Origin of the sequence: Sphingomonas sp. PR090111-T3T-6A, assembly GCF_000383095.1 — a bacterium.
Lineage (GTDB): Bacteria > Pseudomonadota > Alphaproteobacteria > Sphingomonadales > Sphingomonadaceae > Solisphingomonas.
The window spans coordinates 1-15,865 of the sequence record NZ_AORL01000001.1 but is presented as its reverse complement, the minus strand read 5'-3'; the positions used below and the strand labels follow the sequence as shown (position 1 = coordinate 15,865).

Genomic DNA, 15,865 nt, shown 5'->3' with positions numbered 1-15,865 from the left:
GTCCGCTCAGGCTTCGGTGCCGAGCCGGTAGCCCGCGCCGCGCACCGTGTGGATCAGCGGCACCGTCTCGCCATCGTCGATCTTGCGGCGCAGGCGGCTGACATGGACGTCGATCACGTTGGTGCCGGGATCGAAATGATAGTCCCACACGCCCTCCAGCAGCATGGTGCGCGTGACCACCTGCTCCTTGTGGCGCAGGAGATATTCGAGAAGGCGGAACTCGCGCGGCTGAAGCTCGATCGGGCGCGAATCCCGCTTCACCTTGCGCGAGAGGAGGTCCATCTCCAGCCCGCCGCAGGAGAGGCGCGTCGTCGGCTGCGCGCTCGCCCCGCCACGGCGGAGCATCAGGCGGAGCCTTGCCAGCAGCTCGGCGAAGGCGAAGGGCTTGGTGAGATAATCGTCCGATCCGGCGGTGAGCCCCGCCACCCGGTCGTCCACCGCCGCGAGCGCCGAGAGCATCAGCACCGGCGTATGGATGCCGCCTGCCCGGAGTGCGCCCAGCACCGCCATGCCGTCCATCCCCGGCAGCATCCGATCGAGGATGATCGCGTCATAGCCGCCGTCCGTCGCGTGGAAGAGCCCGTCGCGGCCGTTGGCGGCATGATCCACCGTCATGCCCTCTTCGGTCAGCCCTTTGACGATATAGCCTGCGGTCTGCGCGTCGTCCTCAATCAGCAGGATTTTCTGCGCCATATACTGTCCCCGTCACCGCCATGGCATCGCCCGCTGGTTCCTTGCGGTCGATCGCGATCGTCCATACCGCATCTCCACGCCGGATATGAAGCGCCAGACGTTGCGTTCCCTGTTGCTGCATCACGGCGCGCAACGCCGCGACATTGTGGACGGCATGGCCGTCGATCGCCTCGATCTCGTCGCCGACGCGGATGCCGGCCCGCTCCGCCGCGCCGTTGGATCGGACGCTGGTGACGATCGGCATCTGGTCGTGCGTGTCGCCGATGGTCAGGCCGGGGATGGATGTGACCGCGCCGCCCCCGCGGCCGAACCGCTGGAAGCTGCCATTTTCCGCCAGCATCAGAACAAGCGCGACGGCCCCGACAACGATGCCGACGCCGATTGCGAGCCCCCGTCCGATGCGGCGCTCCGTCATGCGCCGATACGCCATCATGGCCCCTTCTCACGGTTCGCCATTTGCAACGCAATGAGGGGTAGATGACCGTTTGTTCATACGCGGCTCATTGCGGGAGGCCGCCGGGCGCCCCAACTCGGCGCGGACGCCGCTGGGACGGGAGACAGGGATATGGACGCAGGTTTCGTCGGGATCGGGCAGATGGGCCATGGCATGGCACAGCGGCTGCTGGAGGCTGGCCATCGGCTGACGGTGTGGAACCGCGATGCGGCGAAGGCGGACGCGATCGTGGAGCAGGGCGCGGCGCGCGCCTCGACGCCGGCCGAGGCCGCGAAAGCCGGGATCGTCTTCACCATGCTCGCCAACGATGCCGCGCTGGAGGCGGTGACGGAGGGCGAAGGCGGCATCCTCTCGGCCGGCGAGGGCGTGCTGCATGTCTCGTGCAGCACGGTGAGCGTGGCGCTGACCAGGCGGCTGACCGAGGCGCATCGCGCGAAGGGGCAGCGCTTCGTCTCGGCGCAGGTGCTGGGGCGGCCGGATGCGGCGGCGGCGGGCAAGCTCTCGATCATCGCGGGCGGTGCGGACGAGGATCTGGAACGCCTCCAGCCGCTGTTCGGGGCGATGGGGCAGAAGGTGCTGCGCATGGGCGCGGAGCCCGCGATGGCGGCGGTGTCGAAGCTCGCGGCCAATGCCTCGATCGCGGCGATCATCGAGACGCTGACCGAGGCCTATCGCATTGCTGGCTCCGAGGGCGTGGCGGCGGAGACCATGGCCGATTTCTTCCGCGAGACCGATTTCGGGAGCCGGATGATGACCGTCTACGGCCCGCTGATCGCGACGGAGAAGTTCGAGCCGGCGGGCTTCCCGCTGCGTCTCGGCCGCAAGGATGTGGGCCTCGCGCTGGATGCTGCGGGCGAGGGGGCGGATATCCCCTTCATCCGCCTGCTCGCCGCGCGCATGGACAAGATCATCGGCGCCGATGGGGGAACACGCGACTGGGCGGCGCTCGGCCAGCCGCCCAAGGCCTAGCCGGCCGCCGCGCGCAGGCGGGCGAGGTCGTCGGCGCGGGTCTCGATATCGTGGCGAGGCGCTGCCATGCGGAAGTCGCGCAGCGTCTCCAGCGAGCGCAGCAGCACGGCGAGCGGCGGGCCGGAGGCGGTGAGCCCCGCCATCCGGTTCTCGGCGAGCCCCTCGGAAGGCTCCTCGATGAAGCGGCGGACGAGCGCGTCATGATGCTGGCGCGCCGTCTCCGCATAGAGGTCGCAGATGTCGAGGAAGGCGCGGGCGTTGGCCTGGAACCAGTCCGCCCCGGCATGGTCGTCGGCGAGCATCAGCAACTCGTCCATCAGGCTCCTGTGGCGCATGGTCTCGCGCAGGCGCGCCTGATCGCCGGGCAGCATGAACGCCATCTTGTCGACGAGAAGCTGCGCATAATAGGGATCGCTCGCGCGGCAGAGGCCGAGCAGCAGGTCGATCTCGTTGATCCCCGAGAAATCCCCCGCATTGGCCCCGCGATATTCCTGCCGGCCGACGCGATAGGGCTTGTAATAGGGCCTGACGCTCCAGAAGAAGCGCGCCACGTCGAGCTGATCGAACAGGCGCTGGTTGATCGCGATCACCTCGCGCATGGCATCGGCGGCGGCGGCGAACAGCGTGTCGGCCACCGGGTTGGTGACGCCGAGCGGAACGATCCGGCCGAGCGCATCGGCTGCGCGCTGGAAGGCGAGGATGCCGCGTGCGTTCTCGTCGATGAAGAGGAACTCGTCCGGCAGGTCGGTGAAGCTCTTGCGCAGGCCATGAATCGCCCGGTTGTGCGTGGCGAGATGCGCGGTGGCGAAGCGCGGCGCCATGCCGATCGCGGTGCCGACATCGAGCGCCAGCGACGAGGCCTCGCGGAAGGGGGAGCGCTCCTCGCGGGCGGGGTTGGTCAGCTCGTGCCGGCGCAGCGCCGCGAGATACATGCCGACATTGCCGAGCACGCCGAACGCGCTCTCGAAGCCGTCGCCGGTATTCCCCTCGCGCCACAGCGCCACGACATGGGCATGACCCTCGTCATGCAGCGCCTGCTTGATCGCGTCGCCGACGCCTTCGACCTGGCCGCGATCCTCCTGCGCGAAATAGAGCCTCTCCAGCGCGCTGTTCATCTCCACGAACGCACCCCGAATCCAGCGATCGAAGCTCTCGGCAACGCTACCCATCATCCACTCCCTCTGGTGGCGACTGCCTTGCACTTGGCTGCGGGCGATGCAACCACTCCGGTCATGAGATCGCACTTCCACATGCCCGAGGGCGTCTATCTGCTCAGCCACTCGGTCGGCTGCCTGCCGCGCGGATCGGAGGCGGCGGTGGCCGAGGCTTTCTACCAGCCGTGGAGCGAGGCGGGCGGCGACGCATGGCCGGCGTGGCTGGGGGCGGTGTCGGGCTTCCGGGAAGCGGTCGCCCGGCTGATCGGCGCGCGGGCGGATCAGGTCTGCCCGCAGACCAACGTGTCGAGCGCGGTCGCCAAGATCATCCACGCGTTGCCCACGCGGGCGGGGCGGGACGTGATCCTGTTGAGCGAGGAAGACTTCCCTTCGATCGGCTTCGTCGCCTCGGCGGCGGCGGCGCGGGGCTATCGCACGCGCTTCCTGCCGCGGGGCGCCGAGGCGGAGGATGCGGCGCGCTGGGCGGCGGAAATGGCGGCTGGCGACGTGCAGGTGGCGCTCGTCACCCATGCCTTCTCGAACCGTAGCGCCCGCCTGCCGGTCGACGCGATCACGCGCGCGGCGCGGCGGGAGGGCGTGTTCACCATCGTCGACGCGGTGCAGACGCTCGGCGTCGTACCGGTCGACGTGGCGGAGTGGACGGCGGATTTCGTGGTCGGTTCCTCGGTCAAGTTCCTGTGCGGCGGGCCGGGGGCGGCCTTCCTGTGGGTGTCGGACACGGCGCTGGGCGCGACCGATCCGATCGACGTCGGCTGGTTCTCGCACGCCAACCCCTTCGCGTTCGACATCCACGATTTCCGCGCGGCCGGGGACGCCAGCCGCTTCTGGGGCGGAACACCCTCGGTGCTGCCCTTCGCGCAGGCGGCTTTCTCGATCGGGCGCATCCTCGATATCGGCGTGGAGACGATCCACGCGCACAATCAGGGCCTGATCCAGCACCTCCACGACGCCTTGCCCGACCGCATCCGCTCGGCCCGGGGGAGGCGCGGCAATGCCGTGCTCGTCGCGGTCGACGATGCGGCGGCGACGCTGGCGAAGCTCCGCGAGGCCGGCCTGTTCGTGGACGCGCGGGAGGGCTGCATCCGGCTATCCCCCCATATCTACAACAGCGCCGAGGACATCGATCGGCTGACCGCGTCTATGTGACAGCCTGTTGACTGCCGGGCGGGCAACGATACGATTGTCCAACAAGACCGGATCAGGGGGTTTCATGTCGCGTTGGAGCAAGGCCGTGCTGGCCGCATGGGCGGTGGGCGTCTCGGGCGTGGCGTTCGCGCTGCCGGCGACTCCGCCTGCCGGCGAGGCGGACCGCGCGCTGGAGCTGCTCAAGACGGCGGTGAGCTTCAAGACGGTCGAGGGCTTCCACCAGATCCCGGCGTTCGCCAACTATCTCGCCGGCCAGTTCAGGCAGGCGGGCTTTGCCGAGAGCGACATCCGTTTCCAGCCGATCGGCGAGACGGGCGCGCTCACGGTCACATGGCCCGGCACCGACAAGGCGCTGAAGCCGCTCGTCATCTCCGACCATATGGATGTCGTCGCCGCCGATCCGAAGGACTGGACGCGCGATCCGTTCAAGCCGGTGGTGGAGAACGGCTATGTCTATGGCCGCGGCTCGCTCGACAACAAGTTCGACGTGGCGATGGTGGTCACCACGCTCATCCGGATGAAGCAGGAGGGCTACAAGCCCCGCCGTACCATCATCCTCGCGCTCTCGGGCGACGAGGAGACGGCGATGGCGACCACCCGCGTGCTGGCCGGCCAGCTCAAGAACGCGGAGCTGGTGCTGAACGGCGACGGCGGTGGCGGCACGCTCGACGAGAACGGCAAGCCGATGGTCTTCGGCTTCCAGGCCGGCGAGAAGACCTATGCCGATTTCGAGATCAGCTTCACCAGCCCCGGCGGCCATTCCAGCCGTCCCGGCTCGCCGCACGAAAACGCGATCTATCGCCTCGCCAAGGCGATCGACCGGATCGCGTCTTATCAGTTTCCCGTCCAGTCCAACGAGCTGACCGTCGCCTATCTCAAGGCCACCGCCGAGAAGACGCCGGGCGCGCTCGGCGATGCGATGCGGCGCTTCGCGGCGAACCCGAAGGATGCCGAGGCCGCCGCCACGCTCTCGGCCGATCCCGAATATATCGGGCAGGTCCGCACCACCTGCGTCGCGACGATGTTGCAGGGCGGCCATGCGCTCAACGCGCTGCCGCAGAAGGCATCGGTGTCGGTCAACTGCCGCATCTTCCCCGGCGTGAAGGTCGCCGATGTGGAGGCGACGCTGAAGCAGGTGGTGGCCGACAAGGATGCGACCTTCGCCACCATCGGCGATCCGACCGCCAGCGACGCCTCGCCGCTCCGCCCCGACGTGATGGACGCGGTGAAAAAGGCGGTGGACCTTGCCCATCCGGGCGTGCCGGTGGTCCCCAACATGGCGGCAGGCGCCAGCGACAGCCTCCATTTCCGCGCCAACGGGGTGCCGAGCTATGGCGTGTCGGCGGTGTTCATGAAGCCGTCCGACGATTTCGCCCATGGCCTGAACGAGCGCGCGCCCGTGGCCGCCATCCCAGGTGCGCTGGTGCAGTGGCACAGCCTGCTCATCACCCTGTCGTCGCGCTGACGTGGCGCGGGCGGGATACAGACGGGCTCCGGTCGAGCGTCGGCAGGCGCTGATCGACGCGGCCGAGCGCGCGCTCGCCATCCATGGCGCGGGCGGCGTCTCGGTCCGCACGATCGCGGCGGAGGCGGGGGTGTCGCCGGGCCTCGTGACGCATCATTTCGAGGGCGTGGAGCCGTTGCTCGCCGCCGCCTACCGGCAGGTGTCCGATCGGGTGGGGGATGCGCTCGCCGCTGCGGTGGAGGCCGCCGGGGCCGATCCGCGCGCGCGGCTCACCGCTTATGTCTGCGGCAATTTCCGCCCGCCGGTGATGGATGCGGACCTGCTCGCGACTTGGCTCGGGCTGCTCAGCCTCACCAAGTCGATGCCGCTGGTCGCCGCCGCCCATGCCGAGACCTACGCCGCCTATCGCGCCGAGGTGGAGCGGCTGCTCGACGCCTGCCGCACGCCCGGCAACCATCGGCTGGAGGCGGTGGCGATCACCGCGCTGATCGACGGGCTGTGGCTGGAGCTGTGCCTCGACGACAGCGTGTTCACGCCGGAGGAGGCGATCGGCATCGCAACGCGCTGGCTGGAGGCGCGATTTAGCTGAGGGGGACGGTCGGAGCGTGATGGTCACGGCATCGGAACCGCGCGGAACGCTGGATGTGGCGCTCGCCCACGCCCGCCGCCTGCTCACCCGCGATCCGATGCTGGCCGAGGAGCAGGCGCGCGAGATTCTCCGCGCGGCGCCGGGCCATGCGCAGGGGCTGCTGCTGCTCGGGCAGGCACTGGCGGCGACGGGGCGGCGGGCGGACGCGATCCGCACGCTGCGCGAGGCGGCGGGGCGCGATCCCGAGTCCGCTGACATCTGGCGTGCGCTCGGCGACCAGCTCCTGTTCTCGGGGGACGGAGCGGGGGCTGACGCCGCTTACGCCCACCAGATCCGCGCCTCGGTGAACGACCCGGAGCTGCGCCGCGCGGCGATCGCGCTGGCAGAGAACGATCTGTCCGTTGCCGAGCGCATCCTGAAGCCGTGGCTCGCCGAGCATCCCACCGACGTCGCGGCGATCCGGATGCTGGCGGAGCTGGCCGGCCGGATCGGGCGCAACGCCGATGCCGAGAAGCTGCTGCGCCGCGCGATCGAGCTGTCGCCCAGCTTCGCGCCCGCGCGCTATAACCTCGCCACCGTGCTGCATCGGCAGAACCGCCCGCTCGACGCGCTGGCGGAGCTGGACCGGCTGCTCGCCGACGAGCCGGACAACGCCGCCTACACCAACCTCAAGGGCGCGGTGCTCAGCCGGATCGGCGATCATGATCAGGCGATCGGGCAGTTCGAGGCGGTGCTGCGCCAGCGGCCCGATACGGCGGTGGTGTGGATGAGCTATGGCCATGCACTCAAGACGGTCGGGCGGCAAGAGGACAGCGTCGCCGCCTATCGCCGCAGCATCGATTTGCGCGCAGGCCTTGGCGAAGCGTGGTGGAGCCTCGCCAACCTCAAGACGGTGCGCTTTACGGCCGGGGATATCTCCCGCATGGAGGCGGCGCTCGAAGGCGAGATCGGCACGGAGGATCGCTTCCACCTCCACTTCGCGCTCGGCAAGGCGTTCGAGGATGCGGCCGCGTGGGAAGCCTCCTTCCGCCATTATGCCGAGGGCAACAGGCTGAGGCGGCAGGTGATCGACCATGACGCCGACGAGACGAGCGACCTTGTTTCGCGTTCGGCGTCTTTGTTCACGCCGGCCTTCTTCGAGGCACGCAAAGGGCAGGGCGCGGAGGCCGCCGACCCGATTTTCGTGCTGGGGATGCCACGCTCCGGCTCGACGCTGGTGGAGCAGATCCTCGCCAGCCATCCGCTCGTCGAGGGGACGCGCGAGCTGCCCGACATCCTCGCGCTCGCCCACCGCCTGTCGGGGCGCAAGGCGCGATCCGACCCGTCGCGCTACCCGGAGGTGCTGGCGGAGCTGGACGCCGCGCAACTGCGCGCGCTGGGCGAGGAATATCTCGAGGGCGCCCGCATCCACCGCAAGACCGACCGGCCCTATTTCATCGACAAGATGCCCAACAACTGGGCGCATGTCGGGCTGATCCATCTGATTCTGCCCAACGCGAAGATCATCGACACGCGGCGTCATCCGCTCGGTTGCTGCTTCTCCAACTTCAAGCAGCATTTCGCGCGGGGGCAGGCGTTCAGCTACGCGCTCGACGAGATGGGCCGCTATTATGCCGATTATGTCGCGGCGATGGCGCATGTCGATGCGGTGCTGCCGGGCCGCGTCCACCGCGTGCTGCACGAGGCGATGGTGGCGGACACCGAGGCCGAGATCCGCGCGCTGCTCGATCATGTCGGGCTGCCCTTCGATCCCGCCTGCCTGCGCTTCTGGGAGACCGAGCGCGCGGTGCAGACGGCGAGCTCCGAGCAGGTCCGCCGCCCGATCTTTCGTGAGGGCGTGGAGCAATGGCGGCATTTCGAGCCGTGGCTGGGGCCGCTCAAGGCAGCGCTTGGTGGGCTCGACAGACACTATCCGGCGCTTTCCGGCTGACTGTTGCTGCAATGCAACGAGCCGGCGATTGACGAGGCCAAGACAAAGGAAGAGGCTGTTCGGATAAAACAATGATGGGACGGTGACCACAAAGATGGTCTGAGGGGGACATAAGATATGATGACGACTGTGACGCCTGTTCGTCGCACGGCATTGCGTAATGTCGTGCCACTGTTGCTCGGTTCGTCTTCGCTGCTCGCCGCAGCGCCTGCGCTTGCTCAGCAGAGCACGCCCACGCAGGTCGCCGCCGCGGACACGAGCGCCCCACAGCCCGGCGAGATCATCGTCACCGCGCAGAAGCGCGCGGAAAGTCTCCAGAAAGTCCCGATTTCGATCCAGGCGCTGGGCGCCGCGACGCTGGAGCAGCATCAGGTCCAGGCGTTCGACGATTATGCCAAGCAGTTGCCGAGCGTCAGCTTCCAGTCCTTCGGCCCCGGCCAGTCGCAGCTTTTCTTCCGTGGCATCTCGTCGGGCGGCGACGGGCTTCCGGGCGGCGCGCTGCCAACCTCGGGCGTCTACCTCGACGAAATCCCGGTCACGACGATCGGCGCGCTGCTCGACGTGCATGTCTACGACATCGCCCGCGTCGAGGCGCTGTCCGGCCCGCAGGGCACGCTTTACGGCGCAAGCTCGCTGTCGGGCACGCTGCGCATCATCACCAACAAGCCCGATCCCACCAAATTCTCGGCGGGCTATGACCTGACCGGCACGAAGTTCGGCAAGGGCAATGCCGGCGGCACGGCGGAGGGCTTCGTCAACCTGCCGATCAGCGAGCGGGCGGCGATCCGCCTCGTCGGCTTCTATGAGCATGACGGCGGCTATATCGACAACACGCCGGGCACCCGAACCTATCAGCGGCCGCACACCAATCCGGCCGATCCGGACGGGCCGCCGATCGACAGCCCGCTGACGGTCAACAACGACAAGTTCGTCAAGAAGAACTTCAACCCGGTCGATACCTATGGCGGCCGCGTGGCGCTGGGCATCGATCTCAATGATGACTGGACCGCGACGCCGACGATCATCGCCCAGCATCAGAAGACAAAGGGCAGCTTCCTCTACGATCCCAAGGCCGGCGATCTGGAGGTGCATGACTTCACGCCCGAGCATACGCTCGACAAATGGTATCAGGCAGGGCTGACGATCACGGGCAAGCTCTCCAACTGGGACGTGCTCTATTCGGGCGGCTATCTCCAGCGCTCGCTCGATACGGTGCAGGATTACAGCTATTACACCGTCGCCTATGACCAGATCCCCGGCTACACCTATTTCCAGAACGCCGACGGATCGCCGCTCGATCCGACGCAGGTCTTCCATGTCCATCAGAAGATCAGCAAGCAGACGCACGAATTGCGGATCAGCTCTCCGGCGGACGAGCGCATCCGGCTGACGGCGGGCATGTTCTACCAGCGGCAGGCCAACCAGAACACGGCGCACTATAACATCCCGGGGCTGGGCTCGATCCCGGATACGCCGGCCGTGTTCGGTGACGACATCTTCCTGACGCGCACGCACATCGTCGACCGCGACTATGCGATGTTCGGGCAGGCGGCGTTCGATATCCTGCCGAACCTGACGCTGACCGCCGGCATCCGCGGCTTCATGGCGCGCAACACGCTGACCGGCTTCTCCGGCTTCCAGAGCGACATCACCAAGGTGGACGATGCGGGCAACGCGCTCTGCCTGCCGACCACGGGGACGGATCGCCCTTGCGACAACATCAACAAGAAGGTCAACGAGGCGGGCGAGACGCACAAGGTGACGCTCACCTGGCAGGTCGATCCGGACCGGATGGTCTATGCGACTTACTCGACCGGTTTCCGTCCCGGCGGCAATAATCGCCGCCTTGGCATCAATCCCTACGACGCCGATACGCTCGACAATTACGAGATCGGCTGGAAGACGCGCTGGTTCGACCGCAAGCTGACGCTGAACGGCGCCTTCTATTACGAGAAGTGGAACAAGCTCCAATATGCGCTGGCGCCGGTCGGCTCGGTGGGCGTCACCAACATCTACAATGCCGGCGACGCGCGAGTGTATGGCGTGGAGGCGGACTTCAACCTCGCGCTCGGCCATCTCACCTTCTCGGGCTCGGGAGCCTATAACGACGCGAAACTCACCAGGAATTTCTGCCAGGTCGATCCGGTGACGCTCAATCCGCTGACGAGTTGCTCGGTGGCGGACGGGAACGTGGCCGCGCCCAAGGGCACGCGCCTGCCGATCCAGCCCAAGTTCAAGGGCACGCTGACGGCGCGCTATGATCGGCAGGTGGGTGACGTGAACGCCTTCGTGCAGGGCAGCGTGCTCTATCAGGGCAGCACGCGCAGCTATCTGGGCGTGGTCGAGGGCACGCTTCTGGGCGACACGCCGTCGTTCACGACGTTCGACTTCTCGCTGGGCGGCAGGCTGAGGAACATGAACCTCGAATTCTTCGTGCAGAACGCCTTTGACAAGCGCGGCCAGCTCAGCCGCAATACCGTCTGCTCGCCGATCTATTGCGGGCCTTATGCCCGTATCTATCCGGTGAAGCCGCAGCAGTTCGGCATTCGTTTCGGCCAGAAATTCTGAGCCGAGGCGTGCTGAAAGCCCTTCTTCTGGCCGCGACGGCGTTCGTCGCGGCCGGTACGGCGCGGGCGGCGACCGTGCATGTCCATGCCGGTCATCTGGTCGATCCCGAGCAGGGGAGGGTGCTCGCGGACCAGATCGTGACGGTGGTCGACGGCCGGGTGACGGCGATCGGCCCGTGGAAGGGCGCGCCGGCCGACGGCACGCTGGTCGACTGGTCGGCCTATACGGTGCTGCCGGGCCTGCTCGACTGCCACACCCATATCGCGGACGGCTTCGATCAGGGCGACCCGATCGCGCCGCTCCGCTCCACCGCAGCGGAGAGCGTGCTGCGCGGCGCGGCGATGGCGAAGGTGGAACTGGACGCAGGCTTCACCAGCGTGCGCGACGTCGGCGTCTATCGCGGCCTCACCGACGTGGCGCTGCGCGACGCGATCGAGAAGGGTGTGGTCGAGGGGCCGCGCATGATCGTGGCGGGGGCCTATATCACCATCCCCGGCGGCGGTGGGGCGGTGACGGGCTTCGCGCCCGATGTGAAGATTCCGGACGATCTCCAGTACGGATATGTCCGCAACGCCGACGAGGCGCGCGAGAAGGTGGACTTCCTGCTCGCCCACGGCGCCGACTTCATCAAGATGATCGCCACCGGCGCGGTGCTGGCGGTGGGCAGCGAGCCCGGCGCGCTCGAACTCACGCCCGAGGAGATGAAGGCCGCCTGCGACGAGGCCAGGCTCCACGGCAGCTACTGCATCGCCCATGCCCATGGCACGGAGGGGATCAAGGCGGCGATCCGCGCGGGCGTGCGCTCGGTCGAACATGCCTCGCTGATCGATGATGAGGGCATCGCCATGGCGAAGAAGGCCGGCGTCTGGCTCGACATGGATATCTATGACGGCGACTGGATCGCGGAAGAGGGCGCGAAGCTCGGGATGCCGGAGGAATATCTCCGCAAGAACCGGGAGACGACCGACGAGCAGCGGCAGGGCTTCGCCAAGGCGGTGAAGGCAGGCGCGAAGCTGAGCTTCGGGACGGACGCGGGCGTCTACAGATATGGGCTCGGCGGGCGGCAGTTCGCCTACATGGTGCGCTACGGGATGACGCCGATGCAGGCGATCCAGGCCGCGACGACGGTCTCCGCGCAACTGATGCGGCGGGAGAAGGACATCGGTGCTCTGAGCCCCGGCCATTATGGGGACATGATCGCGGTAGCCGGCGACCCGCTGAAGAATATCCGCCTGCTGGAGGATGTGAAGGGCGTCATCAAGGGCGGCGAGGTGATGAAGGCGGTTCCGGCGGGGTGAGAGGAGACGGCTGCACGTCACCCCCGGACTTGATCTGGATCTGTGGCTGACCGGCAAGGCACGTATGGATTCCCGCCCTCGCGGTCATGACCATGGATACCTTTTGGTTTGGTCGTTACCCTCGCCGGAGGTCACGCGTCTTTGGAGAAAGGCTGAAGCATGGACGGTGAGCAGGCTGCCCGTGCTGCGCTGGCCTCCGCGCTGCAATTTGCGGCGCTGCTCGCCATGGCGGGATGCGTAGTCCTCTATGCGCTGGTGCTGGATTGGTGGCGGCGGCATTGAGCTATGCGGCCCGCCCCTGGCGGCGCGGGGCCTGCCCGAACTGGGCGAATATGGCGCCGACGCCCGCGTCGATCCCGGCCGCCACGCCATCGCGCCGGATGGCCGGGATGATCGTCCAGCGCATGATGGCCGTGCAGAGTGGATCGGTCAGCCGCCGCTCCAGCCCTCGGCCTACCTCTATCCGCGCCTTCTTCTCGTTCGGCGCGATGAGCAGCAGGATGCCGTCGTTCACGGCGAACCGGCCGACACCCCAACGGTTGGCGAGCCTCCTCGTGAAGAGGGCGACATTTTGGCCATGGAGGCTGTCGACGGTCACGACCGCGAACTGATGCCCTGTTCGCTGCTGGAACCAGTCGAGGCGCATGGTGAGGCGATCCCTCTCCGCAGGCGACAGCACGCTCGCCTGATCGACCACGAAGCCGGTGAAGGCGATATCCGTGGGAGCAGCCGCCCGTGCGCTCGGGGGCGGGACGCTTGTCGACAGGAAGAGCGCCAGCAAGAGGAGCACAAGGAAACGAGACAGAACGCTACTCGTCATGGAGCGGGCCATATCGGTGATGTCCTACTGATGATTGCCGCTGCCCTTCACTCCGGCAAGTGCATCAGCGCCTGCCCGGCCCGAATCTGGACGCCGGGCTCGATCCCGTCTGCCAGCGCGAAGCTCTCCGGCGCGAAGAGGATGATCGTCGAGCCATGCTCGAACCAGCCCATCTCCTCGCCCTTGCTCATGTGCACGAGGCCGGGGAGGGGGATGGCGCGCGTGCCGCCTTCGCGGATGTGCGGGCCAACGTCCGCGAATGTGAAGCGGATGCCCGCCACCAGGATGGCGGCCACCGGGACCAGCAGCATGTCGTGCCCACCGCGATCCAGCCGCACCCGGATCGGCGCGCGCTCGTTGCGGCAGAAGAGGCGCTCGACGCGCTTCAAGGCGATCGGGTTCACGTTCCAGGTGTCGCCGGAGATGTAGCGCACCTCCTCGACCGAGAGATCGTGGGGTGCGTGGAAGCGATGATACATCGCCGCCGTCAGCCGCAGCGTGACGAAGCTGCCGTTGCGATAGGGCGCGCCGAGCGTCTCGTCGCCGAGCAGGTCGGCGAGGGCATAGTCCATGCCCTTGACCTGATAGAGCCTGCCGTCCTCGACCCGGCCGCAGGCGCCGACGATCGCGTCCGACGGGCTCGCCAGCACCCGGGGATCGGGATCGGGGGCACGCGAGCCCGGCTTCAGCGCGCGGGTGAAAGCGTGGTGGAGGCTCCTGAAGCGGCTGTCGGCGGCGTCGCTCAGGTCGACGTCGCAGAAGAGGCGCCACAGGCCGATCGAGGCTTTGCGCACCAGCGGCTGCTCGATCGGCGAGATGCGCCCCATCAGCTTCGTGGCAAAACGCCGCGGAAGCCTGTTGGTGAGCAGGAAGTTCAGATCCTCATTCCCGCCGATGCGGGCGAGCGCGCTACGCAATGTCATGATGCCGTCACCGTTTTTCGTGCCTGTAATTTGGCATGGAAGCCAATCTCACTGCCGTCGCCGCGCAGCCTCTCGCCCTGTGGGGCGCGGGCGCGCTGGCCGTTGCCGCCGCCGCTGCCACCAAGGGCCGGGCGCGCCTCATGCTGTCCCGCGCGAAGCATCGCTCGCTCGCCGGCCATGCGCGCATGTCGCGCCGGGTGGCGGGGCTGATCCCGGCCTGGAGCTATGACGAACAACGCTTCTTCCGCGCCGATGCGGCGCCGGAAGATGTCGTCTGCCAGCGCGAGGCGGGCTTCTGGCGCCTGTCCGAACTCTATGAGACGCGCTTCGCCAGGACCGCGGCGCTGACCAAGGAGGCCGCTCAGGGCCTTTCCGATCTCCAGTTCACCGGCAGCTACCGCGTGCCCTTCCAGTTCAGCCGCGTCGTGCGCGAGAACCTCTCCGCCGGCAGCTTCCTTGCGTCCTCCGATGGCGTGACCATCACCGATCTCGACGGCAACCGCTTCTACGATCTCGCGGGCTCCTACGGCGTCAACCTGATGGGCTTCGACGCCTATAAGCGCATGATCGCGGAGGGCGCGGCGCAGGTGGCGGAACTCGGACCGGTGCTCGGCGCCTTCCACCCCGTCGTCGCGGACAATGTGCAGCGGTTGAAGGCCATCTCGAAGATGGACGAGATGAGCTTCCACATGTCTGGCACCGAGGCCGTGATGCAGGCGGTGCGGCTCGCGCGCTATCACACCAAGCGCAGCCATGTGGTCCGCTTCTGCGGCGCGTACCATGGCTGGTGGGGCGATGTGCAGCCGGGCGTTGGCAACCCCACGCCGGCCGACTACACCTACACGCTCGCCGACATGAGCGAGAAGACGCTCAAGGTGCTCGCCACGCGCAGGAACATCGCCTGCGTGCTGGTGAACCCGCTTCAGGCGCTGCACCCGAACAGTGGCGCGCCGTCGGACTCCTCGCTGGTCGACAGCAGCCGCAAGGCGGGCTTCGACAAGGCGGCCTATGCGGCGTGGCTGGAGAAGCTGGCCGAGACGTGCCGTGCCAACGGCATCGTGCTGATCTTCGACGACGTGTTCGTCGGCTTCCGCCTCGCCAAGGGCGGCTCGGCCGAATATTTCGGCGTCCAGCCCGACATGGTGACCTACGGCAAGACGCTGGGCGGCGGTCTGCCCGTCGGCGTGTTGTGCGGCCGCGCGGAGCTGATGAAGCGCTACCGTGACGACAAGCCCGTCGACATCTGCTTCGCGCGCGGCACCTTCAACTCGCACCCCTATGTGATGGGCGCGATGAACGCCTTCCTGCGCGCGCTCGACACCGATGAGGGCAAGGCGCTCTACGAGGGCGCGGACGACATCTGGAACGGCCGCGCGGCGCTGATGAACGCGAAGCTCGCGGAAGCGGGCCTGCCGGTGACGGTCAGCAACCTCTCTTCGATCTGGACGGTGAGCTATACGCAGCCGTCGCGCTACAACTGGATGCTGCAATATTATCTCCGGGCCGAGGGGCTGGCGCTGAGCTGGGTCGGCACCGGCCGCCTGATCTTCAGCCTCAACTATAGCGATACGGACTTCGCCGAGGTGGTCGAGCGCTTCGTGAAGGCGGCCAAGGCGATGCAGGCGGACGGCTGGTGGTGGCATGATCCGGCCGTCACCAACAAGATGATCCGCCGCTCGATCCTCAAGGAAATGTGGGCGGCGAAGCGGGGCCGGTGAGGGAAGGGCGGTCAGGTCTGTCGCGAACATGGCCTCACCGCCTGTTTCCATGATCCTCCCCCTGCCAAGGGGGAGGGGGACCACCCGAAGGGTGGTGGAGGGGGCTTGAGGCTGACA

At 67.6% G+C, this 15,865-nt stretch carries 14 protein-coding genes; 9 read left to right on the top strand and 5 right to left on the bottom strand.

Features of this window, described 5'->3' with window-relative positions; translation table 11 throughout:
* Positions 1 to 6 precede the first annotated feature (6 nt).
* The gene (locus ST3T6A_RS0100070; protein ID WP_026359287.1) at positions 7 to 693 is read right to left on the bottom strand and encodes a winged helix-turn-helix domain-containing protein; all 687 of its coding nucleotides are present in this window, start codon (positions 691 to 693) and stop codon (positions 7 to 9) included.
* Complete coding sequence (locus ST3T6A_RS21005; protein WP_019830838.1) at positions 668 to 1,126, bottom strand: PDZ domain-containing protein; 459 nt, start codon at positions 1,124 to 1,126, stop codon at positions 668 to 670. The genes ST3T6A_RS0100070 and ST3T6A_RS21005 overlap by 26 nt, the downstream gene beginning before the upstream one ends.
* Positions 1,127 to 1,258: 132 nt before the next feature.
* On the opposite strand from ST3T6A_RS21005, the gene ST3T6A_RS0100060 reads away from it, so the two are divergent.
* Positions 1,259 to 2,116 carry an NAD(P)-dependent oxidoreductase gene (locus tag ST3T6A_RS0100060; protein WP_019830837.1) on the top strand — a complete coding sequence of 286 codons (858 nt, stop codon included), beginning with the start codon at positions 1,259 to 1,261 and terminating at the stop codon, positions 2,114 to 2,116.
* Here the strand turns inward: ST3T6A_RS0100060 and ST3T6A_RS0100055 are convergent.
* Entirely contained in the window at positions 2,113 to 3,288 is a 1,176-nt protein-coding gene (locus ST3T6A_RS0100055) for a PrnB family protein (RefSeq protein WP_037537266.1), read from the bottom strand. The two genes, ST3T6A_RS0100060 and ST3T6A_RS0100055, sit on opposite strands and share 4 nt — an antisense overlap.
* 60 nt (positions 3,289 to 3,348) lie before the next feature.
* On the opposite strand from ST3T6A_RS0100055, the gene ST3T6A_RS0100050 reads away from it, so the two are divergent.
* The 7 genes from ST3T6A_RS0100050 to ST3T6A_RS22090 all read left to right on the top strand — a co-directional run bounded on the left by ST3T6A_RS0100050 (position 3,349) and on the right by ST3T6A_RS22090 (position 12,569).
* Positions 3,349 to 4,437, top strand: a complete 1,089-nt coding sequence (locus ST3T6A_RS0100050) for an aminotransferase class V-fold PLP-dependent enzyme (protein ID WP_026359285.1) — start codon at positions 3,349 to 3,351, stop codon at positions 4,435 to 4,437.
* Positions 4,438 to 4,501: 64 nt separating this feature from the next.
* The gene (locus tag ST3T6A_RS0100045) at positions 4,502 to 5,902 is read left to right on the top strand and encodes a M20/M25/M40 family metallo-hydrolase (protein WP_019830834.1); all 1,401 of its coding nucleotides are present in this window, start codon (positions 4,502 to 4,504) and stop codon (positions 5,900 to 5,902) included.
* A 1-nt stretch (position 5,903) separates the two neighbouring features.
* A complete protein-coding gene (locus ST3T6A_RS0100040) occupies positions 5,904 to 6,491 on the top strand; it encodes a TetR family transcriptional regulator C-terminal domain-containing protein (protein ID WP_019830833.1) in 588 nt (195 codons plus the stop codon).
* 19 nt (positions 6,492 to 6,510) lie between these two features.
* Positions 6,511 to 8,421 (top strand): tetratricopeptide repeat-containing sulfotransferase family protein, encoded by a 1,911-nt coding sequence (locus ST3T6A_RS0100035; RefSeq protein ID WP_019830832.1) that lies wholly within the window; start codon positions 6,511 to 6,513, stop codon positions 8,419 to 8,421.
* 117 nt (positions 8,422 to 8,538) lie between these two features.
* A complete protein-coding gene (locus tag ST3T6A_RS0100030; protein ID WP_235785689.1) occupies positions 8,539 to 10,989 on the top strand; it encodes a TonB-dependent receptor in 2,451 nt (816 codons plus the stop codon).
* 8 nt (positions 10,990 to 10,997) lie between these two features.
* Positions 10,998 to 12,287, top strand: coding sequence for a Xaa-Pro dipeptidase (locus ST3T6A_RS0100025; protein WP_019830830.1), 1,290 nt, complete (start codon positions 10,998 to 11,000; stop codon positions 12,285 to 12,287).
* A 159-nt stretch (positions 12,288 to 12,446) separates the two neighbouring features.
* Positions 12,447 to 12,569 carry a hypothetical protein gene (locus ST3T6A_RS22090; RefSeq protein WP_019830829.1) on the top strand — a complete coding sequence of 41 codons (123 nt, stop codon included), beginning with the start codon at positions 12,447 to 12,449 and terminating at the stop codon, positions 12,567 to 12,569.
* A 1-nt stretch (position 12,570) separates the two neighbouring features.
* Here ST3T6A_RS22090 and ST3T6A_RS18940 read toward each other — a convergent pair whose 3' ends face one another.
* Together ST3T6A_RS18940 and asd are read right to left on the bottom strand one after the other, a co-directional pair.
* A complete protein-coding gene (locus ST3T6A_RS18940; RefSeq protein WP_162140496.1) occupies positions 12,571 to 13,107 on the bottom strand; it encodes a TPM domain-containing protein in 537 nt (178 codons plus the stop codon).
* A 47-nt stretch (positions 13,108 to 13,154) separates the two neighbouring features.
* Positions 13,155 to 14,030 (bottom strand): archaetidylserine decarboxylase, encoded by an 876-nt coding sequence (gene asd / locus ST3T6A_RS0100010; RefSeq protein WP_026359283.1) that lies wholly within the window; start codon positions 14,028 to 14,030, stop codon positions 13,155 to 13,157.
* 35 nt (positions 14,031 to 14,065) lie between these two features.
* On the opposite strand from asd, the gene ST3T6A_RS0100005 reads away from it, so the two are divergent.
* Positions 14,066 to 15,748 (top strand): aminotransferase class III-fold pyridoxal phosphate-dependent enzyme, encoded by a 1,683-nt coding sequence (locus tag ST3T6A_RS0100005; RefSeq protein ID WP_019830826.1) that lies wholly within the window; start codon positions 14,066 to 14,068, stop codon positions 15,746 to 15,748.
* The last annotated feature ends 117 nt before the right edge of the window (positions 15,749 to 15,865 follow it).

Bases quoted from the DNA above. Each gene is read 5' to 3' on its own strand.
- ST3T6A_RS0100070 (WP_026359287.1), bottom strand. From the start codon at position 693: ATGGCGCAGAAAATCCTGCTGATTGAGGACGACGCGCAGACCGCAGGC.
- ST3T6A_RS21005 (WP_019830838.1), bottom strand. From the start codon at position 1,126: ATGATGGCGTATCGGCGCATGACGGAGCGCCGCATCGGACGGGGGCTC.
- ST3T6A_RS0100060 (WP_019830837.1), top strand. From the start codon at position 1,259: ATGGACGCAGGTTTCGTCGGGATCGGGCAGATGGGCCATGGCATGGCA.
- ST3T6A_RS0100055 (WP_037537266.1), bottom strand. From the start codon at position 3,288: ATGATGGGTAGCGTTGCCGAGAGCTTCGATCGCTGGATTCGGGGTGCG.
- ST3T6A_RS0100050 (WP_026359285.1), top strand. From the start codon at position 3,349: ATGAGATCGCACTTCCACATGCCCGAGGGCGTCTATCTGCTCAGCCAC.
- ST3T6A_RS0100045 (WP_019830834.1), top strand. From the start codon at position 4,502: ATGTCGCGTTGGAGCAAGGCCGTGCTGGCCGCATGGGCGGTGGGCGTC.
- ST3T6A_RS0100035 (WP_019830832.1), top strand. From the start codon at position 6,511: ATGGTCACGGCATCGGAACCGCGCGGAACGCTGGATGTGGCGCTCGCC.
- ST3T6A_RS0100030 (WP_235785689.1), top strand. From the start codon at position 8,539: ATGATGACGACTGTGACGCCTGTTCGTCGCACGGCATTGCGTAATGTC.
- ST3T6A_RS22090 (WP_019830829.1), top strand. From the start codon at position 12,447: ATGGACGGTGAGCAGGCTGCCCGTGCTGCGCTGGCCTCCGCGCTGCAA.
- ST3T6A_RS18940 (WP_162140496.1), bottom strand. From the start codon at position 13,107: ATGACGAGTAGCGTTCTGTCTCGTTTCCTTGTGCTCCTCTTGCTGGCG.
- asd (WP_026359283.1), bottom strand. From the start codon at position 14,030: ATGACATTGCGTAGCGCGCTCGCCCGCATCGGCGGGAATGAGGATCTG.
- ST3T6A_RS0100005 (WP_019830826.1), top strand. From the start codon at position 14,066: ATGGAAGCCAATCTCACTGCCGTCGCCGCGCAGCCTCTCGCCCTGTGG.